Below are 16,682 nucleotides of genomic sequence, written 5' to 3'. Positions count from 1 at the left end.
GCTGCGGTGGCGGACGGGAGGGCGGTGCTAGGGGGCGCGTGTCGCCGGTAGACGGAGGCGCGCGGAGGGAGGGTTGCGGGACGACGCGGAGGCGTCTGGGAAAGTCAGGTCCTTTGCCATGGATGCACCGATCGTTGTTCTTGCTGTTGTGGGGCGTCGGTGGGTGCACGGCCGGACTTCGCACCCGTGCGGCATTCTTGGAGGCGCCGGCGCGGTGCGTCCAACGAATTTATGTGGCCGCTGGGGATAGGAAAAGTTGATGGCGAACCGGTGCCGAAGCCCCCTGCCCCGGTACTTTCGCTGGCGCTGCGGCAATCCACCGCACTGGCGCGTTCGCTCGGGCTGGTCTTTGCTCTCCGGGGTCCGGCGGCTCGCCGGCGAGTCTTGCGGTGCGCCGCGAGCGGACGGGCGTTCGGTCCTTCTGCAGGCAAATGCCCTTGTTTTCGGAGAAGGACACGGATCGTTGATCGCTGTTTCGACCAAGGAGGTCAGATGAAAAGGAAGATGCTGGCGGCTTCGCTGCTGCTGTGGATGTTCTCGCTGACGGCGCAGGCGGACTGCGCGGTGCTCGGGCCGGGGGAAGATCCCTGCGCGGGCCCGGTGCTGGGACCGACCGTCTGCGAGTGCCCGTGATGACCGACTGTACCCTCGACCAGGGATAGGGAGCGTTCGATTACCAACCAGGAGGTTGCAAATGAAGAAAGTACTGTTGGCTGTGTTCCTGCTCTGTGGCTTCTCTCTTACCGCCCAGGCCGCGTGCCCGGTTTTCGGCCCGTCCGAGGACCCGTGCAGCGGGCCGGTGTTCGGTCCGTCGACCTGCGAATGCCCTTGAGGTAGGTCGTCTGGCGGGCCCGGTGCAGCGGGCCCGCTTCCGGATGTATCGCTCGCTCGAAGTTGCCTTCTTTAATTCTCCATTCCCCGCGCCGCCCTACTTTTCCCGCTCGTCCATCGTCGCGTCGAACGTTGCCACGAAGTCAGCGTCGATGGACAACTCTTATATTCAATAGTTGTACGATCTGAGTTTGTTGTAGTCATTTGCTTAGTTGGCTATTCATATGATTGCCGTAAAGCAATTATAAGTTTAATTGGATTAGCCTTCTAAGTCTTTGGAAAGAGCCGTGAACGACCCTGTAATATCTGGTTGTAGAGCCGCGTAATGATGTTTCAGGATATTTCATTAATTTTGTAGATTATTGTTTTTCCTTTGTTTTTTTAAAAACAGCTACCAGATTTAGATAGATATTAATTAACTCGGCCACGTTTTTTCCTGTTCTATCATTGGCCTTCCTTGGGCGCAGGCCTGCCGAAACTGCTTATCTTCAGGTCCTCGAAAAGTTCATACATCGACCGCCTTGGGCGAAGCATTCGTACGCCGGAAATCTGTCCGGCCGCACGGATGTTTTCAGCATGTTCTCTGGATGAGTTTCCCGATAAACATCAATTAGAGGAGTTTCCCTATGTGCGGTCTCGCGGGTTGGGTGGATTACACGCGCAAGCTCGACGACGAATTTCCGGCGATCTTCGCCATGACCGATACGCTCGCCTTGCGCGGGCCGGATGCCGAGGGCATCTGGAAGCACCGCAACGCCCTGCTGGGTCACCGGCGGCTGGCGGTCATCGACCTCAGCGGCGGCGTGCAGCCGATGTCCTATCGCTTTCCCACCGGCCAGGAGGTCACCCTCGTCTACACCGGCGAGGTGTACAACCACGATGCCCTGCGCGAGCGGTTGCGCCGGGCCGGACATGAGTTCCGCACCCGCAGCGATACCGAGGTGGTCCTGCACGCCTATCTGCAATGGGGCGAGCGTTGTTGCGAGTACCTGACCGGGATGTTCGCCTTCGCCGTCTTCGATGGCCGCGACGGCCACCTGCTGCTGGTGCGCGACCGCCTGGGCATCAAGCCGCTGTATTACGCGCGGCACCGCGAGGGACTGCTGTTCGGCTCGGAGATCAAGTCCATCCTGGCGCATCCGGAATTCGCCGCCAGGCTCGACGCGGTCGGCCTGGTCGACCTCCTGACGCTGTCCCGGGGCACTTCGCAGACGCCGTTCCGCGAGGTCCAGGAACTGCTGCCCGGCCACCTGCTGTCCTGGCGTCCCAATTCCCAGGCGAAGTTGCGCCGCTATTGGGAGGTACGCCGCCAGGAGCATGCCGACGACCTGCAGAGCACCGTGCAGCGCACCCGCGAACTGGTCACCCGCGCCCTGGGGGCGCAATTGCACGCCGACGTTCCGGTGTGTTCGCTGCTATCGGGTGGGCTCGATTCGACCGCCCTGACCGGCATCGCCCAGCGCATCGCGAAGGCGGAGCACGGCGGCGACATCAATTCGTTCTCGGTGGACTTCGTCGGCCAGGCCGAGCAGTTCCGCAGCGACGACCTGCGTCCCGACCAGGACCAGCCGTTCGCCCTGCTGGCCGCGCAGTACATCGGCAGCCGTCATCGCACCGTGCTCATCGACAATGCCGAACTGGTCTGCGAACGAGCGCGCGAAGAGGTATTCCGGGCCAAGGACGTACCTTCCACCTTCGGCGACATGGATACCTCGCTGCACCTGATGTTCGGCGAGATCCGCCGGCATTCCACGGTGGCCATCTCCGGTGAAGGCGCCGATGAGCTGTTCGGTGGCTACGGCTGGTTCCGCGATCCGCAGGCGGTGGCTGCGGCGCGCTTCCCCTGGGCCTCCAGGGTGCGCCTGCCGGCCGGCTTCATCGACGCCGGTTTCAACCGCCGCTGCGATCTCCTCCAGTACCAGCAGGCCAGCTACGACGATGGGCTGCGCCAGGTCGAACACCTGGCCGGCGACAGCCCGGAGGAGCGGCGGATGCGCGAGTTCAGCCACCTGCATCTGAAGCGCTGGATGGTGCTGCTGCTCGAACGCAAGGATCGCCTGAGCATGTGCAACGGCCTGGAGGTGCGGGTGCCCTACACCGACCATGAGCTGGTGGAGTACGTCTACAACGTGCCCTGGTCGATCAAGAGCCGGGACGGCGAGGAGAAGTGGCTGCTCAAGCGGGCCTGCGCCGACTATGTCCCGGAAGCCGTGCTCAAGCGCCGCAAGAGCCCTTATCCGACTTCTGCCAACCTCGGCTACGAGCGTTTCCTGCGCGGGAGCGTGCGGCGCCTGCTGGAGGACGCGGCGAACCCGGTGTTCGGCATCGTTTCGCGAGAGTTCCTGGCCGCCGAACTGGAGCATCCGGAGGGGTACTTCAACACCCAGGTGAGCCGCCACAACCTGGAGACCGCACTGGCGCTGGAAGGCTGGCTCAGGTTGTACGGGCTCTCCGCCTGAGCGTGACGCGGGGCGTGGCGGGTTCGGGCTGCTGTCCGGCCCGCCGGCGTCTTCAGGCGTCGGGCATTTCGCCGCGTTCGCCGAGCCCCACCGGCATGCCTTCCACGCCGGCATGGAACAGCAGGGCTTCCACCGGTTCGGCCCCGGCTATCAGGCGATGGATGATGTTCATCAGGCAACCCGCCGCCTCGCCTTCCAGCACCCGCGTGCTCTGGGCTCCGTCGCGGGTCTCCAGGCGCAGTTCGCCCTTGAGCACGTAAAGCGCGCTGGGCATCGGATGGACCTGCCAGTCCAGGCGTTCGTGGGCGGCCAGGCTCAGGCGCTGCACGGTGAGCTGCGGCTGGCCAAGGGGATAGCCGAGGTAGAGCGAGCCGTTCCAGGCGCAGCCGCTGCGCAGCAGGGTTTCGCGGTGCGGACTGGTTGCGGCCGGGAGGTCGCGGCTGGGTGGGAACACATGCACGTGGCTGGGGCGAAGGTCCATCGGGCGTCCTGCGCTTGTCGGTGTTTTTCCTCAGTCAAGCCGGCTTTCACCGCCTGCTCCACTGCCGCTTCTGCTAGGCGGCAGCGGGCCATCAAGGAGGCGGTTGGTTCATCGCAGGCGGCGGCTTTCTCCTTTTAGCCTCGGCGCATCGGCGGATAACGCTGCGCGTTATGCGCCCTACGACTTCCCGATGAGAGGCGATGCCTTCTCAAGCCTCGCGGATGAACCGCACGGGTACCCGCTCGGTCAGCCAGACGCCGTTCTCCGCCTGGTGGAATAGGTGCCCGGCCAGATGCATGTCGCGCGCGTCGATTTCCAGCAGAACCGGGCTGCCGTAGCGGCGGCCGACTTCCAGGGCGGTGGCGCGGCGGGCGGAGAGATGGACGTGGTGGCGGCTGCCGGGAACCAGGCCGCGCTCGCGGATGGAGTCGAGGAAGCGGCTGGCGGTGCCGTGGTAGAGCACTGCGGGCGGGACCGCGGGGGCGTAGGCGATGGCCACCGCGGCATGCGAGTGGCCTTGCACGGCGCGGATGCGCTGGCCATCGGCGGAGAGGGCGAAGCGCTTCTTGTCGTTGTTCTCGACCACCGCGCCGAGCAGCACGCGGTCGAGGGCGCGGCCGTCCCGCGCCGCGCCGGCGATCAGGGCGTCGATGTCGGCCCAGCCTTCGCCGTCCAGCGTCAGGCCGATGGCCTCGGGCTGGTGGCGAAGGACATAGCTGAGGAACTTGCTGGTGTCGTCGAGGGTTTTCCGATCCATTCCATGGTCCTTGTGCGTGCCATCCCGGCTCGGGAACCTCAGGCGCCGCCGAGGAAGTCCATCTTGCCCAGTTCGACGCCGTTGTGGCGGAGGATGGCGTAGGCGGTGGTGACGTGGAAGAAGAAGTTGGGCAGGGCGAAGCCGAAGAGGAAGTCGCGGCCGTTGAAGCTGATCTCCTGGCCGCGCACCTTGAGGGTCACGTTGCGCTCTTCGGCGCCGTCCAGTTGTTCCTCGCGGATGCCCTCGAGGAACTCGACGGTGCGAGCGATGCGTGCCTGGAGTTCGTCGAAGGTGGTTTCCGTATCCGCGTAGCTCGGCACTTCCAGCCCGGCCAGCCGCGCGCCGGCGCCCTTGGCGGCGTCGCTGGCGATCTGCACCTGGCGCGCCAGGGGGAACATGTCCGGCGCCAGCCGGGCGTCGATGAAGATGCGCGGATCGATGTTCTTCGCTTCGGCGTGGGCGGCGGCTTTCTTCAGGATCGCCGAGAGGTTGCCGAGGGTGCGCAGGAAGGTCGGGATCGAAGCCTGGTAGATCGACAGGGACATGGACGTGCTCCAGACAGGGGATAAAGGTGCGTCGAAGGCGGCGCGTCCAGCAGTCTACCCGGCTTTCACGCCAGCGCCAGGGGGCCCGCCTCGTCCCAGTGCGGATCGGCCGCCATCCGTTCGACCAGGAAGTCCAGCAGCGCCCGCAGCGCCGGCGGCATCTGCCGGCGCGAGGCGTACACCGCGTGGATGCCGAGCACCTGCGGCGACCACTCCGGCAGCAGCGCCACCAGGCGTCCGCTACGGATCAGCGGGGCTGCCGAGTACAGCGGCTGCTGGCTGATCCCGGCACCGGCGGCGGCGGCCTCCAGCAGCACGGTGGATTCGTTGGCGCTGAGACTGCCACCCACCGGCACGCTGGTCGGCTCGCCGTCGCGCTCGAACTGCCAGAGACTGCGGCCGAAGTAGGAGTAGGTCAGGCAGTTGTGCAGCGCCAGGTCCTCCGGGCGCCGCGGGGTGCCGTGGCGGCGCAGGTAGTCCGGCGCGGCGCAGATCACCGAGCGGCATTCGCCGAGGCGGCGGGCGATCAGGTTGGGGTCGAGCTGGTTGGCGATGCGCAGGGCCAGGTCGATGCGCTCCTCCACCAGGTTGACCACCTGGCTGTTGACCTGCAGGTCGATGGCGGTGCCCGGGTAGCGCTCGACGAAGGCGGCGGCGGCACGGGTCAGCCAGGCCTGGGCGAAGGACAGGCTGCTGGTGATGCGCAGAGTGCCGCGCGGGCTGTCGCGGCGGGTCTGGCCGGTGGCCTGCATGGCGTCGGCCACGGCGAGCATCTCGCGGCACTGCGGCAACAGCTCCGCGCCGGCGTCGGTCAGGCTCAGGCGGCGGGTGCTGCGGTGCAGCAGGCGTGCGCCGACCCACTCCTCCAACTCGGCGAGGTAGCGCGAGACCATCGCCCGGGACATGTCCAGACGCTCGGCGGCGGCGGTCTGGCTGCCGCTGTCGATGACTTCGACGAAGACGCGAGTGGCGGTCAGGCGGTCCATGATTCGCTCGATCCATGCAACAAAGCTGTGATTATTGCGGGGCTTTTTGCGCGCTTTCAAGCAACTAACATGGCAAGCCTCTGATCCCACTGCCTGGAGAACCGCTCATGTCGCGCCATGGATTGCTTCGTTCCCTGTTCGCCGCCGCCGCCCTGCTGGGTGCCGCCGGCGTCTTCGCCGCCAGCGCCGAACCGCTGCGGCTGGAGGTCTACAACCCCGGCGAGAAGGCGATCTTCGCCGTGTCCTCGGAACTGCTGGTGGGCCAGCGCGAGGCGATGCTGATCGACGCGCAGTTCTCCCGCGCCGACGCCGAGCAACTGGTCAAGCGTATCCAGGCCAGCGGCAAGACCCTCAGCACTATCTACATCAGCCACGGCGACCCGGACTTCTACTTCGGCCTCGACGTGCTGAAGGCCGCCTTCCCCGAGGCGAAGATCCTCGCGACGGCGCAGACCGTCGCACACATCCAGGCGACCAAGGACGCCAAGCTGGCCTACTGGGGGCCGATCCTCAAGGACAACGCGCCGACGTCGCTGGTGGTGCCGGAGCCGCTGAAGGGCGACCAGTTGAAGCTGGAAGGCCATGCCCTGAAGGTGGTCGACCTGAAGGGGCCGAGCCCGGACCGCACGGTGCTGTGGATTCCGTCGCTGAAGACGGTGGTTGGTGGCGTGCTGGTGGAATCCGGTTCGCACGTCTGGACCGCCGATACCCAGACCCAGGCCTCGCGCCAGGCCTGGGTGGCGATGCTCGACCGGATCGAGGCGCTGCAACCGCGGCGCGTGGTGCCCGGCCATTTCACCGGCGAGGAGCCGAAGGGCCTGGACGGCGTGCGCTTCACCCGTGACTACCTGAAGGCCCTGGAAGCCGAACTGCCCAAGGCCAGGGATTCCGCCGCGCTGGTCGAGGCGATGAAGCGCCGCTACCCGAACCTGCCGGGCGAGGAAGGCCTGGAGCTGAGCGCCAAGGTGCTCAAGGGCGAGATGCAGTGGCCCTGAGCCGCGCCCGCCGATAGCCGCTGATCGAGGCGTCCCCTGCGGGGCGTCTCGTGGAGACCGAGATGAACGACCTCACCCTGCATTACCTCTACGATCCGCTCTGCGGCTGGTGCTACGGCGCCTCGCCGCTGCTCGCCGCCGCCTGCGAGGTGACGTGTCTGGACGTACGCCTGCATGGCGGCGGCATGATGACCGATGCCAACCGCCAGCCGGTCGGCGCCGGTCTGCGCCACTACGTGATGCCCCATGACCTGCGGATCGCCCAACTGACCGGCCAGCCGTTCGGCAAGGACTACTTCGACGGCCTGCTGCGCGACACCAGCGCGGTATTCGACTCGGCCCCGCCGACCGCCGCCGTGCTTGCCGCCGAAGCGCTCGACGGCCTCGGCGCGGCGATGCTGGCGCGGATCCAGCGTGCCCACTACGTCGAGGGCCGGCGTATCGCCGAGCGTCCGGTGCTGCTCGAGCTGGGTGCCGAACTGGGGCTTGGCGAGGGCTTCGCCGAGGCGTTCGACGCCTGCTCCGGCGAGCCGCTGCGCGCGCACTTCGCCGACAGTCGGCGGCTGATGAACCGTCTCGGCGCCGCTGGCTTCCCGACCTTCGCCCTGGAGCGCGACGGCCGCCTGCAGGTGCTCGACACCGGGCGCTACCTCGGCCAGCCGGACGACTGGCGGGCTTTCCTCGAAACGCAGCTGCGCCTTGCCGGCGGCAGCGGTGCCGTGGGCGGGGCCGCGGCGCCGCTCTGCCGCATCGACGGTTGCGCCTGAATCCCGCCGCCGCGCAAGCGGACTGAACTTGTCCGGCTGCGTCGTCCTCCCATGTAGACATGCCCGCTCGCCGACGCGAGCGGATGTCCATCCACAGCTCCGGAGGAGTCGACATGAAGAAGACGGCATCGGCGGTCTGGCAAGGCGGCCTGAAAGACGGCAAGGGCACCCTTTCCACCGAAAGCGGCGCGCTCAAGGACAACCCCTATGGCTTCAATACCCGCTTCGAGGGCGCACCGGGAACCAACCCGGAAGAGCTGATCGGCGCGGCCCACGCCGGCTGCTTCAGCATGGCCCTGTCGATGATGCTCGGTGAGGCCGGCCTGACCGCCGAACGTATCGAGACCCGCGCCGAGGTCACCCTCGACAAGCAGTCCGACGGTTTCGCCATCACTGCCGTGCACCTGGTGCTCAGGGCGCGCGTGCCGGGGGCGGACGCGCAGACCTTCGAGCAGATCGCCAACAAGGCCAAGGCCGGTTGCCCGGTATCCAAGGTGCTCAACGCGAAGATCAGCCTGGACGCCAGCCTCGACGGCTGAGCGGAACGCTTCCCCAGCCCGGCGAACTGGCCCTGGCCTGCCGCAGTCGAATGCGGCAGGATGCGCTGCGCAGCACTCGGCTGCCAGGCATCGACGAGGAGTGACGGGTCATGAAAACCATCGGGCTGGGGATTGCCGCCTTGCTGTTCAGCGCCACGGCGCTGGCCGCGCCGAAGCCGTGCGAGGAACTCAAGGCGGAGATCGAGACCAAGATCCAGTCGGCCGGGGTGACCTCCTACACCCTGGAGATCGTGCGCAACGACGAAGTCAGCGACCCGAACATGGTGGTCGGCAGTTGCGAGAACGGCACCAAGAAGATCATCTACCAGAAGAACGACGGCTGAGCCGCTGCGTTTCAGTACGGCGGGCAGCGGCTGGTCTGGAAGTTCGAACGGGCGACCACCTCGCCACGCTCGTCGCTCAGTAGCGCCAGCGCCCTGCGCAATTGCGGGCGCACCTCCAGGCGATAGCGCCGGCCCGCCTCGAAGCCGTCATAGACCACCTGCTGGTAGCAGTTGATCTGCACCGGCTCGCCGAAGCCGCCGCCCCCGCCGCCGGAACCGCCATAGAGTTCGTACTGGAAGCGCACCTCCAGCACATGGCGTCCCGGAGTGACCTGGAAGTAGCGCCCGTCGCTCAACCGCTCGCCGTCCAGGCGCTCGGCCAGCAGGGTGTTGGCCGGCGCGCTGCGCAGCTCGACCCAGGCCATCTGCGGGTCCGGCTGCGGCAGCGGTCCGGCGCAGCCGGCGAGGAGCAGCAGCGCGAGCGGGACGAGACGGGTGAGTGGACGCATGGGGCGGGCTCCGGAGGGCGTTCAGCTCCTAGCATAGCGCCCTCGCCTTGCGCCGTTCAGACCTTCGCGCAGCGTCCCTCGCGGCCGCGCGCCAGTTCCCTGTTGTCCTGGTCGTAGAGCTTCGCCCAGGGACGGAAGCCGATGTGCCCGGCCTCCAGGCGGTAGCGCTGGCCGGCGCTGAAGTCCTTGAACTTGAGGTTGAGCTGGCAATCGCGCCAGAGCGGGCTGTCCACGGGGCCGATGTTGGTCGGGTCGACGGTGAACTGGTAGCGCACCGTGAGTTCGCGGGTGCCGGGATCGACCTCGAAGTAGCGCGTGCGGTCCCAGCTCTTGTCGTCGACTTCCACGGCGGCGAGATCGGCGTCGGGCTGGGTATCGAGGTCGACCCAGGCGCGGTTCGGGTCGGGGGTGGGCATCATCAGTGAGCAGCCGCTCAGGACGAGCAGGCCACCGGCAAGCAGCAGCGTACGCATAGAAGACTCCGAAGCTCCTTTAACCCGGCCGCCATCCGTTGCGCCTTGGAAAAACGCCTTGCGTTCCTCCGCCTCGCCGGATCGCGGACCGGTGCTGGTAGGGCGGCGGGCGGTCCGCGTGCTGTGCTATGTTCCGCCCATGCCACGCCGCCTTCGCCATCCGCTTGCTGACCTTCGACTGCCCCGTTGGGTTCCCTGCCTGGCGCTGTTGGCGCTGAGCGGTTGCTCGACCGTCTCCTACTACGGGCAACTGGCCAGCGGCCAGTTCGCCCTGCTGCGCGCCCGCGAGCCGGCCGCCGCGGTGATCGCCGACCCGCAGCGCGACGCGCGCTTGCGCGAACGCCTGGCGAAGGCGGAAAAGGCCCGGCAATTCGCCAGCGAACGCCTCGGCCTGCCGGACAACCGCAGCTATCGCCTGTACGCCGATATCGGCCGGCCCTACGTGGTATGGAACGTGTTCGCCACCCCGGAGCTGTCGCTGCAGCCGGTCACCCATTGCTTCCCCATCGCCGGCTGCGTGGCCTACCGCGGCTACTACAGCGAGGCCGCCGCGCGCGCCGAGGCGGCGCGCCAGCGGGCGCTCGGCGACGACGTCTACGTCGGCGGGGTGCAGGCCTACTCGACCCTCGGCTGGTTCGACGATCCGATCCTCAGCAGCATGCTGCGCTGGGACGACGAACGGCTGGCGACCTTGATCTTCCACGAACTGGCGCACCAGAAGTTCTACCTGCGCGACGACACCGCCTTCAACGAATCCTTCGCCACCTTCGTCGAACAGGAAGGTACCCGCCAGTGGCGCGAATATCGTGGACTGCCGCCGGCGGACGGCCGCGAGGAGAAGCGCCGCGAGCAGTTCACCGCGCTGGTCCTGGCCAGTCGTGCGCGCCTCGAAGCACTTTATGCCGGGCCGTTGGACGATGCCGCCAAGCGTGCCGGCAAGGCTGCCGAATTCCAGCGCCTGCGCCGCGAGTACGCGGCGCTGAGCCAGCGCGAATGGGGTGGCGAGTCGCCGTTCAAGGCCTGGATCGACGCGCCGTTCAACAATGCCAAGCTGCTTCCCTTCGGCCTCTACGACCAATGGGTGGCGGCGTTCGCCGTGCTGTTCCGCCAGGTCGGCGGCAACTGGCCGGCGTTCTATGCGCGGGTCCGTGCCCTTGGCCAGCTCCCCCTGGCGGAGCGCCAGGCGGCGTTGCAGCGGCTGGCCGCCGCAGCGCCCTGACGCCTGCTCAGGCGGCGAGCTGGTCGGCGTAGCACCAGCGCGTGGCCAGCCGGCCGATCGGCCAGAGCAGCGCCAACAGGCCGACGCCGAGCAGCGCCACCAGCAGCGTATAGCCGATGCCAGCGGGCGCCAGGCCGAGGATCATCAGCAGCGCCAGCCCCCCGCCGACCGCCAGCAGCGCGACGCTCCAGAGCAGCATGGCGACCACCGCGAGCAGCAGCGCGCGGCCGGCGGCGAAGCGTTGCAGGCGCGCCGGCAGGCGCGTGCAGACGGCGCCGAAGAGCAGCGCCGCGGGCAGCGCCACGCCGCTCAGGTACAGGCCGTATAGCCAAGGCTCGTCGTAGCGCAGCAGGGCGTAGGGAAGGAACTGCATCAGCTTGAAACACAGCGTGGCGAAACACAGCGCGGCGCCCAGGGCGACCTGCCAGGCAGCGACGCGGGCTTCTTCCCCTTCGGCCAGGCGCGGCGAGTTCACCCGGCTGCCGAGCAGCACCAGCCCCAACGGCAGCAGGCTGCCCAGGAGCAGGTAGACCCAGCTCATCGCTTCGTTGAACGCCATCAGCCAGACGCCGTAGCTGGATTGCGCCGTCACCCACTGGTAGAACGGCAGCGTCAGCGGTGCCAGGCCGATCCCGGCGAGCATGCCGCAGACCAGGTTGAGCAGACCGTAGCCGATCAGCAGCAGCGCCAGCGGGCGGAACTCGATGAGCTGCCGCTTCTCGCGGTAGGCATGCAGCACCAGCAGGTTGGCCGCCGCGTAGAACACCAGGCCGGTGAACCAGTGCGGCGCCATCAGTTGCAGGTGCTCGGAGAAACGCTGGCGGATCTCGCCGATGTCGTTGTACCACTGGATGCCCAGGCTTACGGCGAAGGACAGGCAGGTGACCAGCGCCAGCACCGCGATGAACGCATAGGGCTGGGTGGTGGCGGGCACCTCTCTGGCCGGCGGCTGCACCGGGGCGGTGGGGGTGGCGAAGGGATTGTCGGTCATGTCAGGCGTCCTTGTCTGAAACGGAGCATGGGTCAGTGGGATTCCAACACCTGCCGCAGGGCGGCGAGGTCGGCGCAGTAATGGGTCGGCTGGTGCGCGCGCAGTTCGTCTTCGCTGCCGAAGCCGTAGCCGACGCCGATGCAGGCGACACCGTTGCGGCTGGCGCCGAGCAGGTCGTGCATGCGGTCGCCGATCATCAGGCAATGCTCCGCTGCCAGGCCTTCGCTGTCGAGCAGATGGCGGATCAGTTCGTCCTTGTGCGTGCGCGTGCCGTCCAGCTCGCTGCCGTAGATCGCCTTGAAGTGACGGTCGAAGGCGAAGTGGCGGGCGATCTCGCGGGCGAACACGCCGGGCTTGCTGGTCGCGACGTAGAGCGTGTGGCCGCGTCCGACCAGGGCTTCGAGCAGCTCGGGAATGCCGTCGAACACGCGGTTCTCGTAGAGACCGGTGACCCTGAAGCGCTCGCGGTAGTGGTTCACCGCCTCCCAGGCGCGCGCTTCGTCGAAGCCGTAGGTCTGCATGAAGCACTGCAACAGCGGGGGGCCGATGAAGTGTTCCAGGCGCGCCAGGTCCGGCTCGTCGATGCCCAGGCGGGCGAGGGCGAACTGCACCGAGCGGGTGATGCCCTCGCGTGGGTCGGTGAGGGTGCCGTCGAGATCGAAGAGGATGTTCGGGTAGCGCAGCGTGGCGTCACGCATGGTAGTCCTCGGCGATGTGCAGGTCCTTGAGCTTCACGTAGTTGCCGGCGGTGTAGGTGAAGAAGCCGCGCTCCCTGTCGCTCAGCGGACGGGCCTTCTTCGCCGGGCTGCCGACGTAGAGGAAGCCGCTCTCCAGCACCTTGCCCGGCGGCACCAGGCTGCCGGCGCCGAGGATCACTTGGTCCTCGATCACCGCGCCGTCCATGACGATCGAGCCCATCCCCACCAGCACCCGGTTGCCGATGCTGCAACCGTGCAGCAGGACCTTGTGCCCGACGGTCACTTCGTCGCCGATGCTCAGCGGAAAACCGTCCGGGTTGAAGGGGCCGGCGTGGGTGATGTGCAGCACGCTGCCGTCCTGGATGCTGCTGCGCTGGCCGATGCGGATGCGGTGCATGTCGCCGCGGATCACCACCAGCGGCCAGACCGAGCTGTCGGCGCCGATCTCGATGTCGCCGACGAGCACGGCCGAGGGATCGACGAAGACCCGCTCGCCGAGCAGTGGCGTTTTGCCCTGGTAGGAACGAATGGTCACGATAGTTTTCCTCAGGCTGCGGATGCCGCCGATTGTATTTAAGATGGTCGGGTATTTCCTTAGCCAAGGTTGCCAACGTGAGCGCGAATCCCCTTCTGCAGGCCTACGACCTGCCGCCTTTCTCCTCCATTCGCCCGGAACACGTGAAGCCGGCCATCGAGCGGATCCTCGCCGATAACCGCGCCGCCATCGCCCGCCTGCTGGAAACCCAGCGCGAGCAGCCGACCTGGAAGGGCCTGGTGCTGGCGATGGACGAACTCAACGACCGTCTGGGCGCCGCCTGGAGTCCGGTCAGCCACCTCAACGCGGTGTGCAACAGCGCCGAGCTGCGCGAGGCCTACGAGGCCTGCCTGCCGGAGCTGTCGGCCTACTCCACCGAGCTGGGGCAGAACCGCGCCCTGTTCGAGGCCTACGAGGCGCTGGCGAAGAGCCCCGAGGCGGCCGGCTTCGACGTGGCCCAGAAAACCATCCTCGAACACGCCCTGCGCGACTTCCGCCTGTCCGGCATCGACTTGCCGGCGGACAAGCAGAAGCGCTATGCCGAGGTGCAGTCGCGCCTGTCCGAGCTGGGTAGCCGTTTCTCCAACCAGCTGCTCGACGCCACCCAGGCCTGGACCAAGCATGTCACCGACGAAGCCGCGCTGGCCGGCCTGACCGATTCGGCCAAGGCCCAGATGAAGCAGGCCGCCGAGGCCAAGGGCCTGGACGGCTGGCTGATCAGCCTGGAGTTCCCCAGCTACTACGCGGTGATGACCTATGCCGATGACCGCGCCCTGCGCGAAGAGGTATACGCCGCCTATTGCACCCGCGCCTCCGACCAGGGCCCGAACGCCGGGCAGAACGACAACGGTCCGGTGATGGAAGAGATCCTCGACCTGCGCCAGGAGCTGGCCGGCCTGCTCGGCTTCGCCAACTACGCCGAGCTGTCGCTGGCGACCAAGATGGCCGAGTCCAGCGACCAGGTGCTCAGCTTCCTCCGCGACCTGGCGGTGCGCAGCAAGCCGTTCGCCGCCCGCGACCTGGAGCAGCTGCGCGCCTACGCCGCCGAGCAGGGCTGCGCCGAATTGCAGAGCTGGGACGCCGGCTACTACGCCGAGAAACTCCGCGAGGCGCGCTACAGCGTGTCCCAGGAGGCGCTGCGTGCCTACTTCCCGGTGGACAAGGTGCTTTCCGGCCTGTTCGCCATCGTCGAGCGCCTCTACGGCATCCAGATCCGCGAACTGCACGATTTCGAACGCTGGCACGCCGACGTACGCCTGTTCGAGATCCTCGAGAACGGCGAGCACGTCGGCCGCTTCTACTTCGACCTCTATGCCCGCGCCAACAAGCGCGGCGGTGCCTGGATGGACGGCGCCCGCGACCGCCGGCGCGACGCCCAGGGCCGGCTGATCGACCCGGTGGCCTACCTGGTGTGCAACTTCACCCCGGCGGTGAACGGCAAGCCGGCGCTGCTGACCCACGACGAGGTCACTACCCTGTTCCACGAGTTCGGCCATGGCCTGCACCACCTGCTGACCCGCGTCGAGCATGCCGCCGCCTCCGGGATCAACGGGGTGGCCTGGGACGCCGTCGAGCTGCCCAGCCAGTTCATGGAGAACTGGTGCTGGGAACCGGAAGGCCTGGCGCTGATCTCCGCCCACTACGAGACCGGCGAGGCGCTGCCGCAGGACCTGCTGGAGAAGATGCTGGCGGCGAAGAACTTCCAGTCCGGGATGATGATGGTCCGCCAGCTGGAGTTCTCCCTCTTCGACTTCGAGCTGCACGCCACCCACGGCGACGGCCGCAGCGTGCTGCAGGTGCTCGAGGGCATCCGCGACGAAGTGGCGGTGATGCGTCCGCCGGCGTACAACCGCTTCGCCAACAGCTTCGCGCACATCTTCGCCGGCGGCTACGCGGCCGGTTACTACAGCTACAAGTGGGCCGAGGTGCTGTCCGCCGATGCCTTCTCGCGTTTCGAGGAAGAAGGCGTGTTCAACCCCGATACCGGGCGTGCCTTCCGCGAGGCGATCCTGGCCCGCGGCGGCTCCCGCGAGCCGATGCTGTTGTTCGTCGATTTCCGCGGTCGCGAGCCGTCCATCGACGCCCTGCTGCGTCACTCCGGGCTGGTCGGGGAGGCCGCATGAGCCCGGCGATCACCAGGAAGCGCTTCATCGCCGGGGCGGTCTGCCCGGCGTGCAGCGAACAGGACAAGATCCAAATGTGGGAAGAGGACGGCGTGCCGCACCGCGAATGCGTGGCCTGCGGCTACGCCGACACGCTCAACGCCCAGGGCCAGTCGATCCCAAAGGAGCTGGGTACGCGGGTCAACCAGAACGCGCCGAAGCCGGCCAACCCGAAGGTGCAGTCGGTGCAGTTCTTCCCCAATCCCAAGCTGAAGAAGAAGCCCGACGCCTGACCGCTCGCCGCCGACCGGCGGCGATGGCTGTGGGCCGGGGCCCGGTGCGATACTGTATCCATATACAGTATTTCGCCGGGTTCCCCTCATGAGCGCTCCCCTGCCCCCGCGCGGTCGCGGTACCGCCAGCAACCCCCTCAACCGCTTCGCCCCGACCCACAGCGAGGCCTTCGACGATGGCTGGGAGCAGGACGTGCCGCCGATCCAGCTCACCGAGGTGCGCGAGGAGATCGCCCGCACGGTGATCTCCCGCAACCAGTCGCCGGACCTCCCTTTCGATCGTTCGATCAATCCCTACCGTGGTTGCGAGCATGGCTGCATCTACTGCTATGCGCGGCCCAGCCATGCCTATTGGGACCTCTCGCCGGGGATCGATTTCGAGACCCGGCTGATCGCCAAGAGCAACGTCGCCAGCGCGCTGGAGCAGGAACTGAGCAAGCCCGGCTATCGCTGCGCGCCGATCAACCTGGGCGCCAATACCGACCCCTACCAGCCGCTGGAGCGCGAACGCCGCCTGACCCGCCAGGTGCTGGAGGTGCTGCTGCGCTTCCGTCACCCGCTGACCATCGTCACCAAGGGCTCGCTGATCCTTCGCGACCTCGACCTGCTGCGCGAACTGGCGGAGCAGAACCTGGTGGCGGTGATGATCAGCCTGACCACCCTCGACGACGAGCTCAAGCGCATTCTCGAACCGCGCGCGGCGGCGCCCTCGGCGCGACTGCGGGCGATCCGCACGCTCAGCGGCAACGGCATCCCGGTGGGCGTGCTCTGCTCGCCGATGATCCCGATGGTCAACGACATGGAGCTGGAGCGCCTGCTCCAGGCGGCGCGGGACGCCGGCGCGCGCAGCGCCGCGTACATGCTCCTGCGCCTGCCGCGCGAAGTCGCCCCGCTGTTCGAGGAATGGCTGGCGGCGCACTACCCGCAACGCGCCGAGCATGTGATGAGCCTGGTCCGCCAATGCCGTGGCGGCGAGGTCTACGACAGCCGCTTCGGCCACCGCTTTCGTGGCCAGGGACCGTTCGCCGACCTGCTGGCGCAGCGTTTCGCGGTGGCGATGAAGCGCCTCGGGCTGGACCGCCGCGAGGGCTTCGGGCTGGATTGCAGCCGGTTCGCCGTGCCGGGGGCGCAGATGGCGTTGTTCTAGCGTTTTCCCCGCGGTGCAGCATTTCGTATAGGGCGGAGTAGCGGCGGAGCGTGCCGGTGGCGATATCCGCC

At 67.4% G+C, this 16,682-nt stretch carries 20 protein-coding genes; 11 read left to right on the top strand and 9 right to left on the bottom strand.

Features of this window, described 5'->3' with window-relative positions:
- Positions 1-492: 492 nt before the first annotated feature.
- The 3 genes from ACTJJX_RS29830 to asnB all read left to right on the top strand — a co-directional run bounded on the left by ACTJJX_RS29830 (position 493) and on the right by asnB (position 3,290).
- Positions 493-633 (top strand): PA0050 family protein, encoded by a 141-nt coding sequence (locus ACTJJX_RS29830; RefSeq protein ID WP_003083582.1) that lies wholly within the window; start codon positions 493-495, stop codon positions 631-633.
- A 61-nt stretch (positions 634-694) separates the two neighbouring features.
- Entirely contained in the window at positions 695-832 is a 138-nt protein-coding gene (locus tag ACTJJX_RS29825; protein ID WP_003083584.1) for a PA0050 family protein, read from the top strand.
- Positions 833-1,457: 625 nt separating this feature from the next.
- Positions 1,458-3,290, top strand: coding sequence for an asparagine synthase (glutamine-hydrolyzing) (gene asnB / locus ACTJJX_RS29820; RefSeq protein WP_003104299.1), 1,833 nt, complete (start codon positions 1,458-1,460; stop codon positions 3,288-3,290).
- Positions 3,291-3,342: 52 nt separating this feature from the next.
- On the opposite strand, the gene ACTJJX_RS29815 is transcribed toward asnB, so the two are convergent.
- The 4 genes from ACTJJX_RS29815 to osaR all read right to left on the bottom strand — a co-directional run bounded on the left by ACTJJX_RS29815 (position 3,343) and on the right by osaR (position 6,059).
- Positions 3,343-3,771, bottom strand: coding sequence for a cupin domain-containing protein (locus ACTJJX_RS29815; RefSeq protein WP_003083588.1), 429 nt, complete (start codon positions 3,769-3,771; stop codon positions 3,343-3,345).
- Between the two features lie 208 nt (positions 3,772-3,979).
- Entirely contained in the window at positions 3,980-4,528 is a 549-nt protein-coding gene (locus ACTJJX_RS29810) for an RNA 2'-phosphotransferase (protein ID WP_003104297.1), read from the bottom strand.
- 38 nt (positions 4,529-4,566) lie between these two features.
- A complete protein-coding gene (locus tag ACTJJX_RS29805; protein WP_003083593.1) occupies positions 4,567-5,073 on the bottom strand; it encodes a DUF1993 domain-containing protein in 507 nt (168 codons plus the stop codon).
- A 65-nt stretch (positions 5,074-5,138) separates the two neighbouring features.
- Positions 5,139-6,059, bottom strand: a complete 921-nt coding sequence (osaR, locus tag ACTJJX_RS29800; protein WP_003083596.1) for an oxidative stress response transcriptional regulator OsaR — start codon at positions 6,057-6,059, stop codon at positions 5,139-5,141.
- Positions 6,060-6,166: 107 nt separating this feature from the next.
- On the opposite strand from osaR, the gene ACTJJX_RS29795 reads away from it, so the two are divergent.
- The 4 genes from ACTJJX_RS29795 (at position 6,167) to ACTJJX_RS29780 (ending at position 8,704) form a co-directional block, all read left to right on the top strand.
- Positions 6,167-7,054 carry an MBL fold metallo-hydrolase gene (locus ACTJJX_RS29795; protein ID WP_003083599.1) on the top strand — a complete coding sequence of 296 codons (888 nt, stop codon included), beginning with the start codon at positions 6,167-6,169 and terminating at the stop codon, positions 7,052-7,054.
- Positions 7,055-7,116: 62 nt separating this feature from the next.
- Entirely contained in the window at positions 7,117-7,821 is a 705-nt protein-coding gene (gene dsbM, locus ACTJJX_RS29790) for a disulfide reductase DsbM (protein WP_003104294.1), read from the top strand.
- Between the two features lie 83 nt (positions 7,822-7,904).
- Positions 7,905-8,360, top strand: a complete 456-nt coding sequence (locus ACTJJX_RS29785; RefSeq protein WP_003118563.1) for an OsmC family protein — start codon at positions 7,905-7,907, stop codon at positions 8,358-8,360.
- A gap of 110 nt (positions 8,361-8,470) precedes the next feature.
- Positions 8,471-8,704 carry a DUF1161 domain-containing protein gene (locus ACTJJX_RS29780; protein WP_003122274.1) on the top strand — a complete coding sequence of 78 codons (234 nt, stop codon included), beginning with the start codon at positions 8,471-8,473 and terminating at the stop codon, positions 8,702-8,704.
- A gap of 11 nt (positions 8,705-8,715) precedes the next feature.
- Here ACTJJX_RS29780 and ACTJJX_RS29775 read toward each other — a convergent pair whose 3' ends face one another.
- Complete coding sequence (locus ACTJJX_RS29775; protein WP_003083612.1) at positions 8,716-9,153, bottom strand: PA0061/PA0062 family lipoprotein; 438 nt, start codon at positions 9,151-9,153, stop codon at positions 8,716-8,718.
- A gap of 56 nt (positions 9,154-9,209) precedes the next feature.
- Positions 9,210-9,626: a PA0061/PA0062 family lipoprotein gene (locus tag ACTJJX_RS29770; protein WP_003122273.1), complete on the bottom strand. Its 417-nt coding sequence runs from the start codon at positions 9,624-9,626 to the stop codon at positions 9,210-9,212.
- A 91-nt stretch (positions 9,627-9,717) separates the two neighbouring features.
- On the opposite strand from ACTJJX_RS29770, the gene ACTJJX_RS29765 reads away from it, so the two are divergent.
- Positions 9,718-10,845, top strand: a complete 1,128-nt coding sequence (locus ACTJJX_RS29765) for an aminopeptidase (RefSeq protein WP_003118564.1) — start codon at positions 9,718-9,720, stop codon at positions 10,843-10,845.
- Between the two features lie 7 nt (positions 10,846-10,852).
- Here ACTJJX_RS29765 and ACTJJX_RS29760 read toward each other — a convergent pair whose 3' ends face one another.
- From ACTJJX_RS29760 to ACTJJX_RS29750, 3 genes are read right to left on the bottom strand one after another with little or no spacing between them, the layout of a single operon-like run.
- Positions 10,853-11,836 carry a hypothetical protein gene (locus ACTJJX_RS29760; protein ID WP_003118565.1) on the bottom strand — a complete coding sequence of 328 codons (984 nt, stop codon included), beginning with the start codon at positions 11,834-11,836 and terminating at the stop codon, positions 10,853-10,855.
- Positions 11,837-11,868: 32 nt separating this feature from the next.
- Positions 11,869-12,534 (bottom strand): HAD family hydrolase, encoded by a 666-nt coding sequence (locus ACTJJX_RS29755; protein ID WP_003106611.1) that lies wholly within the window; start codon positions 12,532-12,534, stop codon positions 11,869-11,871.
- The gene (locus ACTJJX_RS29750; RefSeq protein WP_003142343.1) at positions 12,527-13,069 is read right to left on the bottom strand and encodes a gamma carbonic anhydrase family protein; all 543 of its coding nucleotides are present in this window, start codon (positions 13,067-13,069) and stop codon (positions 12,527-12,529) included. The genes ACTJJX_RS29755 and ACTJJX_RS29750 overlap by 8 nt, the downstream gene beginning before the upstream one ends.
- Positions 13,070-13,146: 77 nt before the next feature.
- Between ACTJJX_RS29750 and prlC the strand changes: the two genes are divergently transcribed.
- The 3 genes from prlC to ACTJJX_RS29735 all read left to right on the top strand — a co-directional run bounded on the left by prlC (position 13,147) and on the right by ACTJJX_RS29735 (position 16,611).
- Positions 13,147-15,192: an oligopeptidase A gene (gene prlC / locus ACTJJX_RS29745; RefSeq protein WP_016852309.1), complete on the top strand. Its 2,046-nt coding sequence runs from the start codon at positions 13,147-13,149 to the stop codon at positions 15,190-15,192.
- Positions 15,189-15,464, top strand: coding sequence for a YheV family putative zinc ribbon protein (locus ACTJJX_RS29740; RefSeq protein WP_003083624.1), 276 nt, complete (start codon positions 15,189-15,191; stop codon positions 15,462-15,464). The genes prlC and ACTJJX_RS29740 overlap by 4 nt, the downstream gene beginning before the upstream one ends.
- Before the next feature lie 88 nt (positions 15,465-15,552).
- Positions 15,553-16,611: a PA0069 family radical SAM protein gene (locus ACTJJX_RS29735; protein WP_003118567.1), complete on the top strand. Its 1,059-nt coding sequence runs from the start codon at positions 15,553-15,555 to the stop codon at positions 16,609-16,611.
- Positions 16,612-16,682: the final 71 nt, after the last annotated feature.

The organism is Pseudomonas sp. 22490 (assembly GCF_052044465.1).
GTDB lineage: Bacteria > Pseudomonadota > Gammaproteobacteria > Pseudomonadales > Pseudomonadaceae > Pseudomonas > Pseudomonas aeruginosa.
Note: the sequence above shows the minus strand (reverse complement) of the source record. Positions and strands in the feature narration are given on the sequence as shown.